Here is a 21303-nt window from a genome sequence, read left to right on the forward strand (position 1 = left end):
CCCCTTGTCTCCTATCTTAAGTAGTATTCATGACTACAAAAAAATAACCATTTTAATGCTGTTTTTTAAATCGAACGAAGGATGAAGCTGACTCTTCTGTTAGTGACACTAAAGGAGGAATTTAATTAGGAAAAAACATCATTATGGCAGCGACATTTACTGATACTCAACGTCAAGCGATCGCGATGAAGTTAGCAGACATGAAAGTGCTGCAAAACCAAATGATTGCTAGCGAACAGAAGTTAATCTCGGCTATCAGCAATGGAGAGATTACAAAGCGTCTCCAAGATATGCTTAAGGATGACCAAGAAAGCTTGGGAACTATCGAAGCGGCGATCGCTAAATTTGGTACTTCGTCCGAACCCCAAGAAAAAGTAAAGAGTTTCACTCAAACCGTTGACAAAATGATGGGTGGTAGCGAATTACAACTTTATGAAAAAGCATTGCAGCATGAAGGAATGAAGCATCAGTTAGTCATGACTGGTATGCTTGTACACAAGTGCGCTCAAGCTGCTGGAGGAGATTGGCAAGAAGCAATTGACCCCATCAACAAAGTTAATTTCAAAAATCGCGCCCATCAAGAACAATTAAAAGGGATTATTTACGCTTTGGGTACTCGCGAATTAGTTGGTAAAGAACCTGATACCAGCGTTTGGGCTGCTGTTGAAGATGGAATTGCTGCTGCAAAAGGTTTATTTAGCGGTCTTACTAGTTAAGATATCTAATTAATCCAAGCATTATACTTTAATTTTTCTTCAACGTAGATTCATTTAGATATTAAGATCAAAGCAGGGAATTAGAGTATAAATTCTCTGCTTTTTAGTTATTTCTTGTAGTTAACTAAATTAATTTTGATGGGTTATCTATTGGTAGTGGGAGCGTCTCGCTCCCTGGTAATAGCAAATATCCCGCTCGCTCCGCCGCCATCAGCGAGCTAGAAGCTCGCACTACTGGTTTACCACATTAATTTTGCGGGGTATTAATTCAGTCCTATTTATAGGACTTTCACTATTAGACAGGGACTTGCAGTCCCTGGCGGATTGAATAACCGCTCCTTATCACTTATGTAATGGATCACTATTACAATCAATACGATTGGTTAAATCCCGAAAACAATAAATTCAGGAAAACTTCATTTCGTGGGGTGAGAAGTCGGGTTTTTACGATGATTGTCTGGTCTGAAAGATATTTAACCTAAAAACCCGACTTCTGATTATATTTGTCGAATTTACTGAAATTACTAAATAAATTACGATTATTGCAACTGAAATTCATCAAACTTAACTACTTTATCCCCAGGTTTAGTAGTATCAAAATAATAACTACTAACCTCTCCATTCCCTGTATCTAAAATACTAAATACAGTAATTTCATTACTGGCAATATAAGGTATCGGTTTACCATCTTCACCAGTTAATGGTTTAATTGATGGTATTATTGGTTCTAAACCATTTGGGTCGCCGACTTCAATATATTTTTCTTTCAATCCTTGGGGTATATTACGTTTTTTATCTCCGAAAAAACCACCGTAAGTATTACCAACATTTGATGATTCTAAAAAATTTATTCCCGATTCACTACGAAAACGATTCCATAAATGGGAATGTCCGTAAAATACTAATTGCACATTATTTTCTTCTAATAAAGGTACAACATCCCGAATTAAATAATCTTCTTCAAGAGGATATTCGTAACTAATAGCTGTTATTTTACCTTTATCATCTTTTGCAATGGTTTGTACTGGATTTGTATAAGCCGGAACAATATTGTCTCCTAAAGAATGAACCGGATGATGTAACATGACTATTTTGTATTTTGCTTGTTTAAATTCCTCACTATTAAGTTCTTCAACTAACCAATTATATTGAGGACTACCTTTATCAATTGGTTCAAAAAGATGCTGTCCATAACCCCAATTTTCTGGATTATTAAAATCAGCTGCTCTTTCGCGATATTTACCTTTTGCATCCGGTTCTAAACTAGGAACTCGCCAAATATTCGTAGCATAAAGTACCACTAATCTTACATCACCAAAAGTTGTTGCATAATACTTTTCTCCCCCAGTTTTACTTTCAGGTAAACTGAAAATTTCTTCATAGGTATCACTATTAAAAGAATTAGCCGACAAAGATGATTCACCATAGAAATTTTTAGCTACTGCACGGGGAATTGCATCGTTATATTCGCCACCCAAGCTATCGCTTTTACCTCTTCTTCCCATCACTTCATGATTACCGAGGGCGGTAAAAATAGGCGTATTTTGAATAATTTCACCGCCAGTATAAGCTGTTTTGACTCCATTACTATCTATCTCATAATTAGCGCGACCTTGTAAAGCCGGGAAAAACGCTGCACCGCGATTATCATCAAACCATTCACTGGCTCTATCTGGTATATTTACTAAATCCCCAGCCATGAAAACTGCATCAATCTCGCCGACTGTTTCTTTTACTTTTTGTAAATTTACCGCTGTCATTGGTTTAAGCTGATGATCGGAAGTTAGCAGAATTTTTAACGGTTTACCCGGTTGAGGTGCAGATGTCAGTTGATAAACTTTACTCATTGCATCCCCCCCATTTTCAGGTTTACTAATTACTTGATAATCGACTTTTGTACCCGCAGTTAAACCTGTAATTTCCGCTTCATGTCTCCAAATATCGCGGTTAACTGGTTGTTGATACACTTGTTTATCTTTAGTTTGATTTCCAACTTTGGATTGCTGATCTTCTCTGGTATGACTTAATTTAATGGTTGTAGCGTCGGTAGTTTGTTTGAGATTTTCACCATAAGCAACGGTATTTTTCTCTCCAGGAAACTCGGTAAACCACACAACTTTGACAGAATTTTCGGTTGGCAATTGTAAAAAAGGCTCCGTCAGCAGTCTTGAAGCTTCAGCCACTGGTTGGGAATCGGGTAAGCATCCATAGATTAAAGTTAAACATAAAACACATAGAAATACAGATGCTAATGGTATCGGATGATTTCTGAAACGTCTAAACATGATTAATTTCCATTCATCTATAGTTTTGTAGAAACAATCGACTGATAATTGTTTCTGACAAATGTAGTCTATACGACAAAAATTATTTTTAATTTTTTATCGCTAAAGGTCGCTGCAATATTCTTTTATATGTACCAAACAATACTCGCTATTTAAAAACCTAATTTCTGATATTCGGAGTTTAGTTTGACTGGTTTGAAGTTTGCGATCGCGAAGGGCAAGGCTAAGCCGCACAGTAAGGTGAACGCCTATCGCACAAGCAAATCAAATCGGAGGTTTTCGGAGTGTAACCCTAAAAATAAAGAAAACATAAATGTCTGATTTAATACTTGTGTTTTTCATTGATTTAACTATGATGTTTAGTATTCGGAGGGTAAAAGTAGTTTTGAATCAGCAAATATTGGAGTTTAACAGAGCTAAGCAGAAAATAAAGAAGGCTAAAGAAGATTAAAAGTTAATATTTGCTGCTTGTATCAGTCTGATATTTAACCGTTGTAAAACTAAAGTATTAAGGATATAAATCTATGAACGGAAGTATTAATAAGGTAGAGTGGGTACAGCAATTTGGTGGTATATTTGCTGATTCCGGCTTTGGTATTGCCGCTGATGAGTCAGGTAACAGCTACATCACAGGACAATTCCAACTTGATGCAAACTTTGGTAGCACAACCCTTAGCACCATTCTTAATGATGCTTTCGTTGCCAAGCTAGACAATAGGGGTAATCTCTTATGGGCAGAGAATTTTAACAGTACATCGTTTGAATCTATTAGTTTGGGTTTCGGTATTGACAGCGATAAAGTTGGCAACACTTACACTACAGGATTTTTCTCCGGCACTGTAGAATTTGGCAATAACAGCCTTACTAGTGTGGGTGATTCTGATGTTTTCGTCACCAAGCTTGATAGTAATGGTAATGTCATCTGGGTAGAACAGTTGGAAGATACAGGAGTAGGGGTAGACTTGGGGATTGGTGTTAGCAGCGATGATTTAGGTAATGCTTATGTCATAGGAATCAAGGATATTGATACAGAGACTGAAATATTTGACATAACAGATCCAACTTCTGTTAACGGTGAAGGATTCATATCCAAACTTGACAGTAGTGGTAGCTTAGTTTGGACTCAAAATTTTGATAGTACATCATTGAGTTCAGGCACGGACATTGCTACTGATAAAGTAGGTAATAGTTATGTTATTGGAACCTTTTTGAGTGATGTAACTCTGGGAAATCAGACTTTCTTGAGTTCTGGAGATACTGATGTTTTTGTGACTAAGCTCGATACTACTGGAAATGTAAAGTGGAGTCAAAACTTAGGTGGCACCCTGTCTAATACAGCTACTAGTATTAGCTTGGATTCAGAAAGTAATATTTACGTTACAGGAGAATTTGAAGGTACCGCCACTTTTGGTGATATTAGCCTTACTAGCAATGGTGAAAGCGATGCCTTTGTCGCCAAGATTGATAATAGCGGCAACATCTTGTGGGCGCAAAGTTTTGGGGGTACGTTATTAGACTCTGGAGCTAGTATTACCGTTGATGAGCAAGACAAAATTTACGTCACCGGAAGCTTTGAAGATACAGTCAGTTTTGGCGACACCATCCTTACCAGCAGTAGTGAAAACGATGGCTTTATCCTCAAACTTGATACCGACGGTAATATCTTACAAGCTGAGCAATTAGGTTACTCATTGCTAGATATAGCTGCTAGTAATGCAGGAAATATATATGGCACCGGAGCATTTGAAAACACTGCAACCTTTGGTGACACTACTTTTACCAGTCAAGGATTTACAGATGGTTTTGTTGTTAATCTTGCTTTCAATGAAACACCTGTAGCTAATGATGAACCCAACGATACTATTGGTGAAGCGATTGACGAACCCAACGACACTATTGGTGAAGCGATCAATAGCGGAATCAATGGTATAGGCAGTTACTTTGACATCGGTTTCATCGGCGACAACGGGAATGTAGCTCCATCAGATGATGTGGATTTAATTGAGTTGTTCGTCAATGCAGGTGAACGAGTTACGATTGACATCGATGCTGAAGTATTTGGTTCTTCCCTCGATCCTCTATTGCGCTTGTTTGACTCTGCTGGAAATGAAGTCGCTTTTAATGATGACTTTTCCACCCCCGACGAAAGCTTCTTTAGCTCAGACCCCTTCATTGATTTTACAGCCTCCAAATCTGACACTTACTATGTAGGTGTTAGCAGTTTTAATAACGATTTCTACAATCCCTTTGTTGAAGGTAGTGGTACTGGAACTGGTTTTAGTACTGGTGAGTATGATATTTTCATTGATGTCAATCCTATTGACAATATCTTTGAACCCAACGACACTATTGGTGAAGCAATCAATAGTGGAATCAATGGTATCGGTAGTTACTTTGACATCGGTTTCATCGGCGACAACGGGAATGTGGCTCCATCAGATGATGTGGATTTAATTGAGTTGTTCGTCAATGCAGGTGAACGAGTTACGATTGACATCGATGCTGAAGTATTTGGTTCTTCCCTCGATCCTGTATTGCGCTTGTTTGACTCTGCTGGAAATGAAGTCGCTTTTAATGATGACTTTTCCACCCCCGACGAAAGCTTCTTTAGCTCAGACCCCTTCATTGATTTTACAGCCTCCAAATCTGACACTTACTATGTAGGTGTTAGCAGTTTTAATAACGATTTCTACAATCCCTTTGTTGAAGGTAGTGGTACTGGAACTGGTTTTAGTACTGGTGAGTATGATATTTTCATTGATGTCAATCCAAATCCCATCTTCACAACAGATATCAATGGAACTACAGTTGAAGCGATTGACTTAACTGGTTTCGCTACTGATAAAGTCACTGTAGATTACACCATCAGCAGAGAAGCTGACTTCAATAATCAAGTTTATTTCTACAAAGTAGATGATATTACTGGTAGTGTTGGTGGTGTCGCAGTTGGAGAGAGCGGTTATCTACAAGCTGCTTTGAACAATCTGATTTCTCCTGTATTCTCTACTAGCGATGACAATACAGAAAGCGGAAGCGTTCAAATTGACGCTGGTTCTATAGTAGTTCCTCTGATTATTGCTGATGGTGATTTAACTCAAGCCCTCAACGGTACAGCAGAAGTTTACTTCTCATACTTGGGTGCTAATACTAATAACGATAATTTCGACCACATTAAGTTGTTGGATAGCAACACTTTCGGTTTTGAAGATTTACCCAACGGTGGTGACAAAGATTTTAACGATATTGTAATCAAGATTGACAGTATTGCTTAATTGGCATTGCTAACTTCAACTGAAATTTTTGTAGAGACGTAGCACTGCTACGTCTCCATCAATATGAAATCATCACTTCACTATTCGATGATGCTATTTTTGTATTGATCGTGCGTTTGATTAATTTTGAATGGTTCGTTTTCCCAGGAAATTTCGGGAGACGTTATATATAACGTCTCTACAACCTATCAGAATTAATGCAATCAACTGCTAATTATTTCCAATTTCTAATACTATTCGCGGAATCAATAATTCCTCTTTGAATTCACTAATTCCTAAAAATAGCCCTTCTTCATTATAAACTCTTGCTACTTCCGATACCTGCTTGTCTAAGCAAATTTTCTGGCCCTGAGACCATTTCCGCGCTTCTATTTCACCTAAAGTTATTTGGGAAAGATGCTGCAAAGGTGCGTCAGCAGCCATCGGTTGAAAAGTTCCGGCTTCTAACTTTGCTTCCAACTCATTAAAATTTACACTATCGATTAAGTTAAAACCGCTACTTGCGGTACGTTGTAAAGCTGCGAGAGTTCCCCCCGTTTCCAATATCATACCCAAATCACGGGCGATCGCCCTAATATAAGTTCCTCCACCGCAGGCTATATTTATATCTAATTCTGGGAAGGTACCCGTTCGCCAATCTAAAATATCAATATTAAATACTTCTACATTTCGTACTGGTGCGGCAATTTTCTCACCTTTGCGGGCTAAATCGTAAAGTCGTTTTCCATCAACTTGAATCGCGCTGTAATTCGGAGGAATTTGCTCAATTTTACCTTTAAACTGCAATAAAGCGGTTTTTACGGCTGTTAAATCTAAGTCAGATGCAGACTTTTGACTAATAACTTCCCCTTGTAAATCATCAGTCGTAGTTTGCATCCCCAAGCGAATCGTAGCTTTGTAAGCTTTATCAGTAGGAAGAAATTGTAACAACCGAGTTGCCTTACCAATGGCTATTGGTAAAACACCCGTAGCGGCTGGATCTAAAGTTCCCGCGTGTCCGATTTTTTTAATACGCAAGAGTTTGCGCGTTTTCGCCACGCAATCGTGAGAAGTCCAATCAAAGGGTTTATCGAGATTTAAGAAACCAAACAAATCAGTTAACAGTGAACAGTTAACAGTTATCAGCAAACAGTTAACAGTGAATATTAATAAATTATCAATATTTCTTGTGTTTACGCAAGCAAAAACCTGAAGGGCTTTCCTTTCTTTTCAACTCTGACAAGTTTCGCTGAGTCGCTTTCGCGACACGCTGCGCGTTTACGCAGTATAGCGAAGCTAACGCTCCACTCGTAATGACAATATACAATTAATTTTGCGTGAGTACTTATTGATTAACTGTTCACTGTTAACTGTTCACTGTTAACTGTTCACTGTTCACTGTTAACTGTTCACTGTTGACTGTTAAGTACTCCTACAACCTCAGTAGTAGTTAAATTCTGAATCAGACTTAAATGCATAGAGTTTGTAGATATGCTTTTGGCGTAGGCTGCGGTGAGATAATAATTGTATTGGGAATTTCTAGATACATGGGTTTGGAAGAAAGGTAAACTCAAAAGTTTCATGTAACTCTGTGCTTGTTTGGGATTGTCTCCAATCAATTTCGAGGGTAATCCAACTGCTTCGGAACCTCCTTTTCCATCTCCAATAGTAGAAAAGTGAGTTGCACTCTCCATTTGTACTAGATATTTGTTCGGATTTGCAATCCAGGAGAAAGGTAGAATTTGTTCGTATAAAGCCGGTGCAATGGTATCTTCGCTGCTTGTTACCATCATGACTGGGGTTTTGATTTCATTCAAGCCAGTTTTGCCAAATATACTGCTGGTAATTGGGTTAACTGCAATTACAGCTTTAACTCTTGCATCGTATAAATTATATTGCTCAATTGGCTGCTTTACTTGTAGTTCCTGGATTCGACATTGCAGCAGTAAAGACATATTCCAGGTTTCTTTTAATGTCTCTTGATTGCAATTTTTGTCTATTTTCTCTAAATTAATTTTTGCACCGGCTAAAGCTAAAGCTGTATAACCACCGAAAGATTGTCCGAATACTCCGACTTGCTGTAAGTCTAGACGTTGCTGAAAAGGAGAATCGGTTTTGTTAAGTTTCTCTAATTGATCAAGGATAAACTTCACGTCTTTTGGACGATTGATAAATTCTTCCGGTTGTGCTATTTCAGAAGCGCTTCCATTCAATAAAGATTGTATTTGCTTAGTGTCACTACCCGGATGATTGGGAACAACTACAGCAAACCCGTATGTAGTTAAATAATCGGCTAAATATCGAAAGTTGCTGCTGTCGGTACCGATACCGTGAGAAATCACTATTACAGGTACGGAGGAGCGAATATTCGGAAGATAAATGTCAGTTGTTAACAATCTTCCGCGAATAACGTCAAAAAACTTTAGCGTTTGCTTTTTAGCGATAAACTTTCCCCTACGATTTAATGTAGGTAGATTATTAACGTTGGCTGATGTTTGAATTGCAGCTTCCGTATCAGACTTAGCAGAAACTGCTGCAACAGCCTTATTAGTTTGATTTACTAATCTTTCTAATTCTGCCGATATTTGCAAAGTTCGCGCTAAATCAATATTAATGCTGGAGTTGGGATACGAGCGCAATATATTTAATAATGTTAAACCTCCAGGTTCATCAGCAGCTAAAATTAAAGCTGAACGTAAAGCATGAAATCCCGCCTTATTTTCACCGGATTTAGTTCTAATTACTTCTCCCAACCGTCGTAACATGAATTCACCTTGGGAGGTATACAGAAACTGGGAAACCGCTACAGGATGGACTTTTATCTGACTTGTTAAAACTTGCCGCAACTCAGTAATTTGTTCAGGTTTCAAATATTGTGCATACACTGCCAAATCTTCGGTAAGTTCGCCCTTTTCGGCAAATTTTTCTAACGCAGTTATAGAAATAGAACGTTGAAAAGCTGAATAAGATGCATAAATTCGCTCCGCAGTCCGAGCATAATTACTGATACCAAAAACCGATATCAGCACAGATAGAACTAACAACAACCAAGATTTTCTCACGTTGTCAGTCCATTTACCAAACAAGCTGTTCATCACTCGTGCTTTGCCAAAAAATGTGCTTTAACTAGACATATTTGGTAGCTCAGACACCCTGGATGGAATTGAATCAGTTAACAGTTAACAGTTATCAATTAACAGTTAAATATTAGTTGCCCTACGAATAATCTATTTATTGATTCAATTAAGCAAGACTAGGTAGGTAGAATGCTATTTTAATTTTCAACCGTGTTTATAAGTAAGTCAAATTACTTACTACTCAACAGATTGAATTGATTTCTTCATGTTCACCATGACATGATAGCAGATAAAAGAAACATCTGCTTCAGTAGATAAAGTTTAACTTTTAAGTAATGATTAATTGGATTTTTATTACCAGTAAAACCACGGTTGGTAAATTGAAACTTATTCTCTTTTTCCTAATGCAATTGCCGTAGAACCACATACAACTAAAACCGCTCCAACTATTCCTAGTAATGTAAAATGCTCAGTGGGAATTAAATTTGGTGAAACTTCTGATACAAACCAAGATGATAATAATGTTACAACAGGAGCTAAAGCTAATACAGCACTGACTCTCGATGCTTCCCAATGTTCTAATGCTTCGGCAAAAGCACCATAAGCAATTAAAGTATTTAAAGCACAAAAAATCAACATTCCACTCTGCAATAAATTCAGTGTAAAAATGATTTTAGGATTAGCAACCAGTGTGAATAATAAAGCACATCCGCCATAAATAATCATCATAATATGAGCAGAAGATAAACTTTGCAAAAGCTGTTTTTGAGCTAAAGCATAAATAGACCAAGTAATTGCAGCTAGTACAATCAAACCACTACCAAATAGATATGTTGATTGTGCGGTAATCAAATTTGATAATTGTTCGTGAAAGAATAAAACAAAGCCGATACTAAGAATACTTATACCAATCCACTGAGGTAAGGTATAGCGTTCTTTAAAAATTACCAAACCTCCCAAACCCATTAACAATGGTGCTAACTGGATTAAAACTTCAGCATTTGCAGGGGTGGTAACAGCTAAACCTTGGACAAACAAGATGTAGTTTATCCCTAGAAAGATAGTTGCAATCAATACCAGCTTTGGGGAAGTAGAACGTAATTGCGAAAAAGTTGGTAAATTCCCCCGTAACTTTAAATAACCAGCTAGTAAACAAAAAGATACTAAGAAGCGAAACCAAGTTAAGGTATAAACATCCAAGCCCTGTAGTACAATTGACAAGGAAATCGGTAAAACACCCCATAAGATAACCGTCAGCAAGGATAATCCTAGCCCTAAACGCCAACGTCCGGAAGTTTGATGCATTTATTAATTTGAGATTTGGGATTTTAGATACATTTGCGAGGCGAACCTACAAGCTTTAGATTTTGAATTGGGGAAAGAAGTTAGGAGTTATATGTATAAAAATATAATAAAAATATAATTTTTCTGTTCCCTGTTCCCGAACTTCAAAACTTAAATCAAGATTTTGATAAAATTGTATAACTCTTAACTAAATATTTTCCTTCATTTTTCATTCTCAATTATATTAAAATACATCTAACAGTGCGTATTATCAATATTTCAAACCTTTAGTTTCAGATATGGGAGTAATCCAAAGCTTGTACTGAGCTAAGCGAATGTATCCACAATCTATTAGCGTAGAGTGTCCGAAGGACACAATCCAAAATCGAATGAGACCATATTTAATGTGATTAGGAGAATCTTACACAATTTCTGTGCAGCATTTTTGAGAAATCAACCGGGTACTTTGTCGGTAAGAGATGACACACAACTTCCTCAAGTTGTAGATAGCACCCGCAATATTTCTATTCAAGATTCGACTCCTAATAACTGGTTGCGAACAATTTTGGTGACTAGTTTGGCTGTTACTGTTTTGGTATTGTTAGCACGGGAATTAAAATGGTTGCAGCGATGGGAGTTGCGTGCTTATGACGAAATGATGCTTTTGCGTCCCTCACAACCACCTGATAAGCGAATTTTATTGGTGACTGTTACTGATAAAGATTTACAGCAGCAAAAAAATCCCCTTTCCGATGAAACAATTAATCAACTATTAAACAAAATTCAATCCTATCAACCGCGTTTGATTGGTTTACATACTAGTTTATATATTAAAAATATCCAACAAACTAATTTAGCCGCAGGAATACCCAAAGATAATATTATTGTTGGTTGTGTATTTCAAGGTATGGACAAAACAGCAACAGAAATACCTCCACCACCCAATTTTTCTGAAGATAATATAGGTTTTAATGATTTAGTTACCGACAATGATAATGTTGTGCGTCGGGGTTTATTGTTTCAAACACCTTTTCCAAATAGTAAATGTAATACCAATTATTCTTTTGCTAGTAGACTTGCAGTAGATTATTTAGATCAACAAGGTATTGAACATGGTTTTTCTGGTAATATCTTTTCTTTAAATCAAGTACCGATTCCTCATTTGAAAAAAAACTCTGGTGGATATATAAACCTTGATTATAAAGGTTCTCAAATTCTAATTAATTACCGTAATCCACATAATATTGCCCATACTGTTACTTTAACCCAGCTTTTAACAGGTAAAGTAAATCCTAATTTAATTCAAGACCGTTTAGTAATTATTGGTACTAACGCTCGTAGTCTTGACCGTGGTGTACTTACTCCTTATAGTATCTCCGAAGACCAAGCTGCAACAGTATCTCCTCTGTTTATTCACGCACAGATGACGAGTCAAATTATTAGTGCTGTGTTAGATGGTAGACCTATAATCTGGTATTTACCCGAATGGTTAGAAATCCTATGGATAGGAGGATGGTCTTTATTTGGTGGGGTTTTGGCATGGTATATACGCCGACCTTTCTTGTTACTGTTAGTATCCGGTGTAACGCTAACTAGTTTGGTGGGGATTTGTTATTTATTGATTGTACAAGCTGGTTGGCTTCCCGTTGTACCTTCCGCTATCGCCTTGGTTTTTACTAGTGTTGCAGTAATTGGTTATACTAGTTATCAAACCCAGTTACAGACAAAATTTATTATTTTAGAAGTTGAAAAACAAAAAGTTGCTATAGAACAATTAAATACACTTTTAAATGAAACTACTGGCATTCAAGACGCACCTCGAAAACAAATTGTAATCTCTGGCGCTGCTATTTCTACCGCTTCTTCTTGCTTGCTTAGCAATCGTTATAAAATTACTAGAGTTCTTGCTCAAGGTGGTTTTGGCTGTACTTATTTAGCTAAAGATACCCAACGTCCCGGTTCACCAACTTGTGTAGTCAAACAATTAATGCCAGCTAGAAGAGATACTCGATTTTTACAAGTTGCCAGAAGATTATTTGACTCAGAAGCAGAAATTCTCGAACTATTAGGAAAACATTCTCAAATACCAGAATTATACGCATTTTTTGAAGAAGAACAAGAATTTTATTTAGTACAGCAATTTATTCCCGGACATCCTTTGAGTGACGAATTACCTCCTCATCAAGATATAAAAAATGAAAATTATGTGATTAATATGCTCACAGAACTATTAGAAATTCTTGCATTTATTCACCAGCGTCAAGTAATTCATCGCGATATTAAACCGGGAAATATTATTAGATGTAGTCAAGATAATCGCTTAGTACTGATTGATTTTGGTGCCGTGAAATTAATGCAACCACAATCAAAAGAACAAACGGAACTAGCTACTGTCGCTATTGGTACACGAGGTTATACACCACCAGAACAATTTGCGGGACACCCCCGTCTCAGCAGTGATATTTATGCCCTAGGGATGATTGCCATACAGGCATTAACTGGATTAAATCCCCATGAACTGCGATCGCACTCCGATACAGGTAGCCCAGAATGGCGTGAATGGGCGCAAGTCAGCGATAAACTGGCAGCAATCTTGGATAAAATGGTAAGCTATCATGCTTCCGAACGTTACAAATCCGCCGTAGAAGCCTTAGAAGCGATTAAATTAATACAGGTAATAGGTAATAGGTAATAGGGAATGGGTAATAGGGAATAGGGAGTAGAGAATAACTTTTTGAGTCAGATATTGCGTAAGTCCTATTTATTATATTTATTTATTCAACAAGCCCTAATTAATACCCCAACTAGTCAAACCGGGAGCTTGAAATCATTAATAATAATCAGTTTTTTTCTAACCCACCTAAATAAACGTGAATTCGACTACTAGTAGTCCTTTTCATTAGTTTTGGGGGGGGTAATAAATTCCTAATTCGTAGTGCGAGCATCTTGCTCGCTGATGGCTTCGAGCGAGCGGGACGTATCCCCCTTCGGGGCAGGCTACGCCAACGCACTACGAACGCGTTACCCCTCATAACTTATGAGGGGTAATCAATGTAATATTGTAGGTTGGGCTTAACGTAGTGGAGCCTCGGCACCCGCGTTGGGTTGCGCTATGTCCTGTCGGACAGGCTTCGCCAACGCTTAACCCAACCTACGAAGAGGTATTTTAACTCCTCAAAATTAATGTGGTGAACTACTAGCACAGAAGTCGGGTTTTTATCACGATTACCTGTGACTACAGACATTTATCCTAAAAACCAGACTTCTTATCTTTTCCCAATTACCAATTCCCAACCAAAAATCTTAAATTTTATGTTACATCTAATGTCCAAAACAGCATAAACTATGCAGATGATAAAGCTGTAAACCAAGGGACGATAGAAACGTGGCTAGATTTCTCTTCGTAACGGACTTAGATAATACTTTTGTCGGTGATGATCATGCGCTTAAAGAATTATCACAACTATTAAGCCAACATCGCCAAGAACATGGCACTAAAATTGTATATGCTACAGGGCGATCGCCAGTTTTATATCAAGAACTTAAAAATGAAAGAAATTTGATGGAACCGGATGCTTTAGTCTTATCCGTAGGAACGGAAATCTATTTAGACAAAAGCGATACCCCCGATTCTAGCTGGGCAGAAAAACTTTCTCAAAGATGGAACCGAGAAGTGGTATTATCTAAAACTGCTAATTTCTCGGAGTTACAACCACAACCAGATACAGAACAAGGTGAATTCAAGGTGAGTTTTTTCCTTGAACAACCTGTAGCAACAAGGGTTTTACCACAACTGGAATCTATGTTGAAAACCAGTGGTTTAGATGTCAAATTAATCTACAGCAGTGGTATTGACCTTGACATTGTACCCAGTAACAGCGATAAAGGTCAGGCAATGCAATTTCTCCGCCAAAAGTGGAACTTTGTAGCAGAAAGAACAGTAGCTTGTGGAGATTCGGGTAATGATATTGCTTTATTTGCAGTTGGAAAAGAACGAGGTATCCTTGTGGGAAACGCTCGTCCCGAATTACTCCAATGGCATGATGAAAATCCTGCTGACTACCGTTACCTGGCGAAAAATGTATGTGCAGGTGGAATTATTGAAGGTTTAAAATACTTTGGTTTCTTATGATTAGTTATCTCAAAGGAATCGTCGCTGCTATCCAGAAAAATAGCGCTAATCGTCATATTCTCACCTTAGAGGTGAACGGTATCGGCTACGATTTACAAATTCCTGCAAAATTGGCTCAGCAATTACCGGAATCTGGGGGTGAAGTGCAAATCTTTACCCATTACCAAATCCGGGAAGAGGTACCGTTACTTTACGGATTTAGCACTCCAGCAGAACGGGATTTATTTCGCTTTTTAATTGGTGTGAGTGGAATTGGTAGTGCTTTAGCAATCGCTTTGCTCGATACTTTGGAATTACCAGAGTTAGTCCAGTCGATTATCGCTGCTAACGTACAATTATTAATTCAAGCTCCCGGTGTAGGCAAGAAAACCGCCGAACGCATTTGTTTAGAATTGAAAAACAAATTGATCGATTGGCGGAAAAATGCCGGTTTCTTCGTGGCTACAGGTGGCCCCGCACCAGGAATTCTCGAAGAAGTGCAAATGACTTTACTCGCTTTAGGTTACACTGCTAACGAAGTCAGCTATGCTCTCCACGTCGTCGGCGAAGATATTGGATTACCCAAAGACGCTTTTGTCGAAGATTGGATTAAACAAGCAATCGCACATCTCAGCAGCACTGAATCAGTTAACAGTTAACAGTGAGCAGTGAACAGTGAGCAGTTAACAATGAATAATAATTATAATTGCCAACTAGTCAGGACTTACGCAAACTGAAATTGTCATTGCGACCAAAACGGAGTGTAGGGAAGCATATGTCCTTCGGACACGCTACGCGAACGCAGGATTCTGGCGATTACGTCGCTATCACCCGAAGGGTGCGGTTCATCGCTCGTAATGACGCAGTTACGTTACCTTTGCGTAAGTCCTACTAGTAACTGATAATTGATAACTAATAACTGATAACTGATAACTGATGACTGATCACTGTTATGCTTGGCTAGAGCAATCTTTGGCAACTATTCACCGCGCTGATTGGTACCGCTCGGTACAATCTATCCACGGTGGTGCTGGTGCTACTGTGATTTTACAAGGATGCGAGGTAATCAATTTTGCCAGTAATGATTATCTCGGTTTGGCTGGGGATGAGCGTTTAATTCAGGCTGCAACTACTGCTATTCAACATTTTGGGACTGGTAGTACTGGTTCTAGATTACTCAGCGGTCATAGAGAATTACACGGTGAATTAGAAATGGCGATCGCATCACTGAAAAAAACAGAGGATGCTTTGGTTTTCAGTTCGGGATATTTAGCAAATTTGGGTGCAATTACTGCTGTAGTTGGTAAACGGGATTTAATTTTATCTGATGAGTACAATCATTCAAGTTTGAAAAATGGGGCAATTCTCAGTGGTGCTGGGGTTATTGAGTATCCCCATGGCGATGTTACGGTTTTAAAAAGTAAGTTGCAAGAAGTTCGCCAAAGTTATCGCCGTTGTTTGATAATTACTGATAGTGTTTTTAGTATGGATGGGGATTTGTGTCCTTTACCCCTACTATTAGATATTGCTGAAGAATTTAGCTGTATGTTATTAGTCGATGAAGCCCACGCTACTGGAGTATTAGGAAAAACTGGTGCTGGTTGTGTGGAACATTTTGATTGTACGAATAGGGAGTTAATTCAAGTTGGTACTTTAAGTAAAGCTTTGGGTAGTTTGGGTGGTTATATTGCAGGAAGTAAAAATTTAATTGACTTTTTACGAAATCGCGCTCCCACTTGGATTTATAGTACTGCATTATCACCCGGTGATACGGCTGCGGCTTTATCAGCAATCAAAATTGTTAAAGAAGAATCTACTCGTCGTCGTCAATTGTGGGAAAATGTTGATTATTTGAAAAGCTTAATACAGCAATATCTACCAAATTTAAAAATATTCCCATCAGAATCAGCAATTATTTGTTTTGAAGTAGCAAGTGCAGCAGAAGCATTAAAAATCGGCAATTATCTTAAAACATCGGGAATTTTCGCTCCAGCAATTCGTCCCCCGACAGTTCCCACTAGTCGGATTCGTATTTCATTGATGGCAACTCACCAAGCAAGTCATATTGAGAAATTAGTAGAAGTATTAAATAATTTTAATTCAATAAAGTGAATTCGACGACTATCACAGAAGTCGGGTTTTTAGGATAAATGTCTGTAGTAATAGGCAATAGTTATAAAAACCCGACTTCTAATCCCAGTAAAAATCAAGGTTTTACAGCTTCCTTCTGATTTAAGCAGCAATAGAAGCAGCCGACAACATCGAACTCACATTAAATAATGTCCCAGACATAGTACTGTTAGGTGTTATTGCTTATTACAACATCTGCATAAAAATATAACTCAATACATAATTAATTTTTTAATTTTTGCAGATGTCTATTTTACAACTGCATAACAATCTTATTTTGACACTAGTACATAAGTAAGGTTTTAAAAAACATCTTCTCTAATATGAATCAAGAGAGGGAATTATGAATATACGTTGGCAAAAATTATTAGTAAAAATATGCTTTTGGTTAGCAACTGAAATTGTCCTGAATTTGATTGGAATCGACGATTTAGCTGACTATAGCGAGTTTATTTTTGAAAATAAAAACTTGACCACGAATGTGGGATGTATTTCTATTGTCTCTATGATTTGAAAAATATTTTAATCACTTTTCAATGAATAAGTCGGGTTTTTATTACTATTACTGTTAACTGTTCCCTATTGCCTTAATATTATCAATTGATAATTCGATCTACACAAACAGAAACATCATTGAATGCTAAGGGTTGAACCGTTCCAGTGGTGAGTGTAAATTTAACCGCATAATCTCCATCTAATGGTTCTCGGAATACCACCAAATGCAGTTTTATTGCGATCGCCTCTCTCGATCATGATTTTATTTTCTTATATTAAAGCATTTTAAAAATAAAGATTGGCTGCTCTATTCACGAAAACATTTAATAATTCAACACACAAAAAAACAGGACTTAACTAACTGTAAGTCCCGTATATCTCCCTTAATTAAAGTTATCAGCTATCAGTCCCCGGAGTAGTGTATGGTGTTCATTCAGATAGGGAGCATATCAACTGTCCACTGTTCACTGAGGATTAGTGGTACCTTCTGCTGGATTTGCACCTTCACTAGCATCTGTAACATTAGCTTCTACATTCACTCCTTTAACACCTTTAACACCCTTAGTCAAAGGTTCAATTTGCTGGAGTTCTTCTTGAGAAGAAACTGTACCACCAACGCTAACAACCCCTTCAGCTTCTTTTACTTCTAATTCGCTAGTTGGTAAGTTTTCTTTGAGTTTTTTACTAACTTCTTTTGATAAATCGCTTTCTTGCGGACTTTCTAGGTTAGCAGCACCAGTTGGATCTACAGCTGTAGTTTCTCCACCAGCAACCTCTCCAGGTTGATTTAAACCTTGTGTTTCGCTAGCTTCTCTTGCTGCGGGTTGTACAACCCCATTTGTAGCGCTGGGATTTTCTGAATCAGTCTTAGCGGCTTCTTCACCACAACCAACTGCACCTGTTAATAAAATACCGCCGATTAGAAAAGGAATAAACTTTTTCATTTGAATCTCCTATTAGAGCCAGATGAAGCAACTAAATAAATAAATCAGTGTGTTGTGTTGAGGAGCGAATGTTTAAAAAACAATCGAACAGAAAAATTCGCAAGTACCATCATAGATACTAGCTGGAGTGGAAAGTAAAGAGTTTTACAACTTCTTCTCGAAGCTTTTTCTTTAACTTTCAATTTTTAACCACTAATAATCGCGACATCCCATACTGATTGGCATTTTATCTACTTAACCAAGGTTGTTAAGAGCGTTTAAATGCATTTATGCAATGCCGCCGGACAGCAGCTATTTGATGTTAACAAATTTGTGAAATTTAGCCACATTTTTTCAAAGTTTTTATTAACTTGATAATTCTAATTGAGAATAAAACCGCGAAGCATCTATACAAGCTTAATACAGCAAATTCTCTATCTTTATACTGAAGTAAATCACTGCATTTTTTCTTGCTCTGGTTTGCGCGTTAATGACTATTTTATCGTCAAAAATCATCTAGGTATATATCAATATTTAATAAAGAATTGCATGATTGATTAATAATTAACAACTACGATTCTACTTTAATGGCGATAAGCAGATAATTATTTGTTGAAATTTAGTTATTTGTGAATGCTAACGTAGAAAAAAAGATTAATATTTCACTCTTTACACTCTTGACACTTGCGTTTTTTTTTGAGAATAAAAAATATCAAGGCAAAATTTTTAAAAGTTGTTTTACCAGACCAACTTCTGTTACATTAAGTTCCTATTGAAGAATTTTATAAATAATCAGGAATAGCCTGAGTACAATCGGTGGTTGGTGCGTGACACACAGTAGGCTTATTTCAATGCCAAGAGTTTTGCGATCGCAGTAGCGCTGTCTTCGCCTCATCCACCAGGAATCCGGAGGGCAACCGAGCCCAACGACAAACCCAGCATACGTTTGGCTAGGGCTGACTGTGGTGTGAGATATTCATAGCCCATGTTTTGCAGAAGAGTAAGGGCTGGAAGTTGGGAGATGATATTTTCTAGCCAGTCACTTGGGGATAGGTTCATTGTCAGATTGTTTTAAATTTCTCTTGCTGTAATTAGAGCATAATCATAAATCTTTGGGCTTATTCTTGTTCCTTTACTCATTAAATCATCTAAAATATCTTTGACATTATCAATCAATCCTTGCTCTTTTGCTAAGATAATCACTCCAACTAAACCAATAATTGGCAAGCCTCTACTAATAGCAACTTTTCTCCCAGCTTTTTCATCAATTAAAAGTTGATCTGCTTTTAATTCTTCTGCCAAAATAATTGCCTAACATTCTCCTAAATCTAAGTCTGTTTCTAATTGTAGTTGTTCAATGAGTTGGTTATTACTTATAGAACGAACTTCTAGCCATAAGGCTGATTTTACAGCTAAAACTGCGGGATGATTCCCCGTTGTTAATTCTTCATAGACTTGTTGAGGAATTATTACTCTACCAAAAACAGCTTGAAGCAAGTCTAATTTAGCAACTTTAGAAAGTTCACTTAATGGGGTTGTATCTGAGACAACAATCATAAATTATTGCCTTGTAATTTCATTTTTGCCTGATTAATCTCTTGCTGAAATTCGTCCAAAGTCATACTATCGTCAAATAAAGATATCTCATATTTAGACATTAGGTTTATTACGTCTAATCGAGAAATTCCTAGTAATTGACTAGCCTTACCACTGCTAATTTCTCCATATTTAAGTAGAGTCATCACATACGCTTCTTTGGCTTTAGTTTCTGCTTCTTTTCGGATGGTACTGTTAACAGAATGAACGGGAATGGTAAATTCTACTTTAGTCATAATTTCAGAAAATTTTAAGTGATAGCGGTAATTTGTGAGATAATACGACCTCAGCTAGATGTTTCTCTAACTAGTTCTCATTCCCCATAACCAAGCTTCTGCAAATCCCCACCCATTTTTTTTATAATCATAATCCTAATAGTAATAGTGCGATTTGTTGTAGAATTAATAATGATATCGGCAAGAAATAATAGTTAAATAAACATCATCAACAGCATAAACTAACCGATTTGTATCATCAATTCGCCGTGACCAAAATCCGGCTAAATTTTCCTTTAGAGGCTCTGGCTTACCAATACCTTCAAAGGGCATCCGCATCGTCTCCTCAATCAGTTTATTAATTCTTTTGAGAGTCTTTTTATCTTGCCCTTGCCAGTAAATATAATTAGCCCAAGCCTCATCAGTCCATGCCAACATTCTAGTCATCTAGCAAATCTCGCTCCATCACTTTCCCCTGTTTAAATTGAGCAATAGAACGCTCTAAATGGGCTGCATTTGCGGGAGACTTCAATAAATGCACAGTCTCCATTAAACTATTAAATAACTCCAACGACATCACCACCGCATCATCCGCATCCCCTCTGGTAATAATTGTATAGTCAGCATCTTCCGTCACCTGATCTAAAACCGTTTTTAGGCTATTGTTTGCCTCGCTAAAAGAGATAATTTTCATCTGCTGAAAACCTGTATTGTTTATTGTAGAAGTGTAGTTCTTTCTTCAATATTGTGCCATCAACACCTGTCTTAGAGTAAGTCACTCTCTGGGTAGAAAACTTTCCCGATGCTCATCTCCTTCATGCCGAGTTCTAGACACCCATACCTGAGCATCTTCACCCCATTCAATCCGTACACTATCCACCCCATGCAAAAACATATTCATTTTTCTAAGCTCGACTTTATTGGTGATTGATTTAGATATATATTTATATCCCAATCAACTTAAATGGCATTAATCTGTTAACGCGGTCAAATAATGTCGCAAGTGACAAAACTGCCCACCGAAAGCGGACAGGAGTTTTTACTGATTAAAAATGGACGTAACTGGATTCGAACCAGTGACCTCTACGATGTCAACGTAGCGCTCTAACCAACTGAGCTATACGTCCGAAACTTTATTGTATATAGCATATATCCTATCGTAATGGCAAGATGCTCGGATAATTTATTGTAAGAAAGGGAGTAGGGAGAAGGGATGGGGG

General features: G+C 37.5%; 17 protein-coding genes, 1 tRNA gene and 1 pseudogene. 7 read left to right on the top strand and 12 right to left on the bottom strand.

Annotation, left to right across the window (positions count from 1 at the left end; translation table 11 throughout):
* Nucleotides 1-143 precede the first annotated feature (143 nt).
* A complete protein-coding gene (locus IQ247_RS24535; RefSeq protein WP_193923976.1) occupies nucleotides 144-716 on the top strand; it encodes a hemerythrin HHE cation-binding protein in 573 nt (190 codons plus the stop codon).
* Nucleotides 717-1255: 539 nt separating this feature from the next.
* Here the strand turns inward: IQ247_RS24535 and IQ247_RS24540 are convergent.
* A complete protein-coding gene (locus IQ247_RS24540; protein ID WP_193923978.1) occupies nucleotides 1256-3001 on the bottom strand; it encodes a purple acid phosphatase family protein in 1746 nt (581 codons plus the stop codon).
* A 524-nt stretch (nucleotides 3002-3525) separates the two neighbouring features.
* On the opposite strand from IQ247_RS24540, the gene IQ247_RS24545 reads away from it, so the two are divergent.
* Nucleotides 3526-6273 carry an SBBP repeat-containing protein gene (locus tag IQ247_RS24545; RefSeq protein WP_193923979.1) on the top strand — a complete coding sequence of 916 codons (2748 nt, stop codon included), beginning with the start codon at nucleotides 3526-3528 and terminating at the stop codon, nucleotides 6271-6273.
* A gap of 210 nt (nucleotides 6274-6483) precedes the next feature.
* On the opposite strand, the gene truB is transcribed toward IQ247_RS24545, so the two are convergent.
* The 3 genes from truB to IQ247_RS24560 all read right to left on the bottom strand — a co-directional run bounded on the left by truB (nucleotide 6484) and on the right by IQ247_RS24560 (nucleotide 10634).
* Nucleotides 6484-7365: a tRNA pseudouridine(55) synthase TruB gene (truB, locus tag IQ247_RS24550; RefSeq protein WP_193923981.1), complete on the bottom strand. Its 882-nt coding sequence runs from the start codon at nucleotides 7363-7365 to the stop codon at nucleotides 6484-6486.
* Between the two features lie 296 nt (nucleotides 7366-7661).
* Nucleotides 7662-9347, bottom strand: a complete 1686-nt coding sequence (locus IQ247_RS24555) for an alpha/beta hydrolase (protein ID WP_193923982.1) — start codon at nucleotides 9345-9347, stop codon at nucleotides 7662-7664.
* 369 nt (nucleotides 9348-9716) lie between these two features.
* Nucleotides 9717-10634, bottom strand: coding sequence for a DMT family transporter (locus tag IQ247_RS24560; protein ID WP_193923983.1), 918 nt, complete (start codon nucleotides 10632-10634; stop codon nucleotides 9717-9719).
* 385 nt (nucleotides 10635-11019) lie between these two features.
* Here IQ247_RS24560 and IQ247_RS24565 point away from each other — a divergent pair, with 385 nt between their 5' ends.
* The 5 genes from IQ247_RS24565 to IQ247_RS24585 all read left to right on the top strand — a co-directional run bounded on the left by IQ247_RS24565 (nucleotide 11020) and on the right by IQ247_RS24585 (nucleotide 17368).
* Nucleotides 11020-13305: a CHASE2 domain-containing protein gene (locus IQ247_RS24565; protein ID WP_193923985.1), complete on the top strand. Its 2286-nt coding sequence runs from the start codon at nucleotides 11020-11022 to the stop codon at nucleotides 13303-13305.
* Nucleotides 13306-13998: 693 nt separating this feature from the next.
* Complete coding sequence (locus tag IQ247_RS24570) at nucleotides 13999-14745, top strand: sucrose-phosphate phosphatase (RefSeq protein ID WP_193923987.1); 747 nt, start codon at nucleotides 13999-14001, stop codon at nucleotides 14743-14745.
* Nucleotides 14742-15383 carry a Holliday junction branch migration protein RuvA gene (ruvA, locus tag IQ247_RS24575; RefSeq protein ID WP_193923989.1) on the top strand — a complete coding sequence of 214 codons (642 nt, stop codon included), beginning with the start codon at nucleotides 14742-14744 and terminating at the stop codon, nucleotides 15381-15383. Before IQ247_RS24570 ends, ruvA begins: the two co-directional genes overlap by 4 nt.
* A gap of 277 nt (nucleotides 15384-15660) precedes the next feature.
* Entirely contained in the window at nucleotides 15661-16836 is a 1176-nt protein-coding gene (gene bioF / locus IQ247_RS24580; RefSeq protein ID WP_193923991.1) for an 8-amino-7-oxononanoate synthase, read from the top strand.
* 361 nt (nucleotides 16837-17197) lie between these two features.
* Nucleotides 17198-17368, top strand: a complete 171-nt coding sequence (locus tag IQ247_RS24585) for a hypothetical protein (RefSeq protein ID WP_193923993.1) — start codon at nucleotides 17198-17200, stop codon at nucleotides 17366-17368.
* 445 nt (nucleotides 17369-17813) lie between these two features.
* On the opposite strand, the gene IQ247_RS24590 is transcribed toward IQ247_RS24585, so the two are convergent.
* From IQ247_RS24590 to IQ247_RS24620, 8 genes and pseudogenes are all read right to left on the bottom strand, one after another.
* A complete protein-coding gene (locus tag IQ247_RS24590; protein ID WP_193923994.1) occupies nucleotides 17814-18293 on the bottom strand; it encodes a BON domain-containing protein in 480 nt (159 codons plus the stop codon).
* Between the two features lie 870 nt (nucleotides 18294-19163).
* Complete coding sequence (locus tag IQ247_RS24595; protein ID WP_193923996.1) at nucleotides 19164-19331, bottom strand: hypothetical protein; 168 nt, start codon at nucleotides 19329-19331, stop codon at nucleotides 19164-19166.
* A 12-nt stretch (nucleotides 19332-19343) separates the two neighbouring features.
* Nucleotides 19344-19829 (bottom strand): annotated as a pseudogene (locus IQ247_RS33790) (PIN domain-containing protein).
* A complete protein-coding gene (locus IQ247_RS24605) occupies nucleotides 19826-20104 on the bottom strand; it encodes a UPF0175 family protein (RefSeq protein WP_193923997.1) in 279 nt (92 codons plus the stop codon). Before IQ247_RS24605 ends, IQ247_RS33790 begins: the two are co-directional and overlap by 4 nt.
* 165 nt (nucleotides 20105-20269) lie before the next feature.
* Nucleotides 20270-20530, bottom strand: coding sequence for a Txe/YoeB family addiction module toxin (locus IQ247_RS24610; RefSeq protein WP_096611466.1), 261 nt, complete (start codon nucleotides 20528-20530; stop codon nucleotides 20270-20272).
* Nucleotides 20523-20777, bottom strand: a complete 255-nt coding sequence (locus IQ247_RS24615) for a type II toxin-antitoxin system Phd/YefM family antitoxin (RefSeq protein ID WP_193923998.1) — start codon at nucleotides 20775-20777, stop codon at nucleotides 20523-20525. The genes IQ247_RS24610 and IQ247_RS24615 overlap by 8 nt, the downstream gene beginning before the upstream one ends.
* Nucleotides 20778-20858: 81 nt before the next feature.
* Entirely contained in the window at nucleotides 20859-20984 is a 126-nt protein-coding gene (locus IQ247_RS33240) for a hypothetical protein (protein ID WP_265579708.1), read from the bottom strand.
* A gap of 152 nt (nucleotides 20985-21136) precedes the next feature.
* Nucleotides 21137-21210 (bottom strand) — tRNA-Val (locus IQ247_RS24620).
* Nucleotides 21211-21303 lie beyond the last annotated feature (93 nt).

It is taken from the genome of Plectonema cf. radiosum LEGE 06105 (assembly GCF_015207665.1).
GTDB lineage: Bacteria > Cyanobacteriota > Cyanobacteriia > Cyanobacteriales > Nostocaceae > Rivularia > Rivularia radiosa_A.

Coding starts and splice junctions, on each gene's coding strand:
- IQ247_RS24545 (WP_193923979.1), top strand. CDS start 3,526: ATGAACGGAAGTATTAATAAGGTAGAGTGGGTACAGCAATTTGGTGGT.
- IQ247_RS24610 (WP_096611466.1), bottom strand. CDS start 20,530: ATGACTAGAATGTTGGCATGGACTGATGAGGCTTGGGCTAATTATATT.
- IQ247_RS24605 (WP_193923997.1), bottom strand. CDS start 20,104: ATGACTAAAGTAGAATTTACCATTCCCGTTCATTCTGTTAACAGTACC.
- IQ247_RS24585 (WP_193923993.1), top strand. CDS start 17,198: ATGAATATACGTTGGCAAAAATTATTAGTAAAAATATGCTTTTGGTTA.
- IQ247_RS24590 (WP_193923994.1), bottom strand. CDS start 18,293: ATGAAAAAGTTTATTCCTTTTCTAATCGGCGGTATTTTATTAACAGGT.
- bioF (WP_193923991.1), top strand. CDS start 15,661: ATGACTGATCACTGTTATGCTTGGCTAGAGCAATCTTTGGCAACTATT.
- IQ247_RS24615 (WP_193923998.1), bottom strand. CDS start 20,777: ATGAAAATTATCTCTTTTAGCGAGGCAAACAATAGCCTAAAAACGGTT.
- IQ247_RS24535 (WP_193923976.1), top strand. CDS start 144: ATGGCAGCGACATTTACTGATACTCAACGTCAAGCGATCGCGATGAAG.
- IQ247_RS24555 (WP_193923982.1), bottom strand. CDS start 9,347: ATGAACAGCTTGTTTGGTAAATGGACTGACAACGTGAGAAAATCTTGG.
- IQ247_RS33240 (WP_265579708.1), bottom strand. CDS start 20,984: ATGAATATGTTTTTGCATGGGGTGGATAGTGTACGGATTGAATGGGGT.
- IQ247_RS24560 (WP_193923983.1), bottom strand. CDS start 10,634: ATGCATCAAACTTCCGGACGTTGGCGTTTAGGGCTAGGATTATCCTTG.
- IQ247_RS24540 (WP_193923978.1), bottom strand. CDS start 3,001: ATGTTTAGACGTTTCAGAAATCATCCGATACCATTAGCATCTGTATTT.
- IQ247_RS24595 (WP_193923996.1), bottom strand. CDS start 19,331: ATGAACCTATCCCCAAGTGACTGGCTAGAAAATATCATCTCCCAACTT.
- ruvA (WP_193923989.1), top strand. CDS start 14,742: ATGATTAGTTATCTCAAAGGAATCGTCGCTGCTATCCAGAAAAATAGC.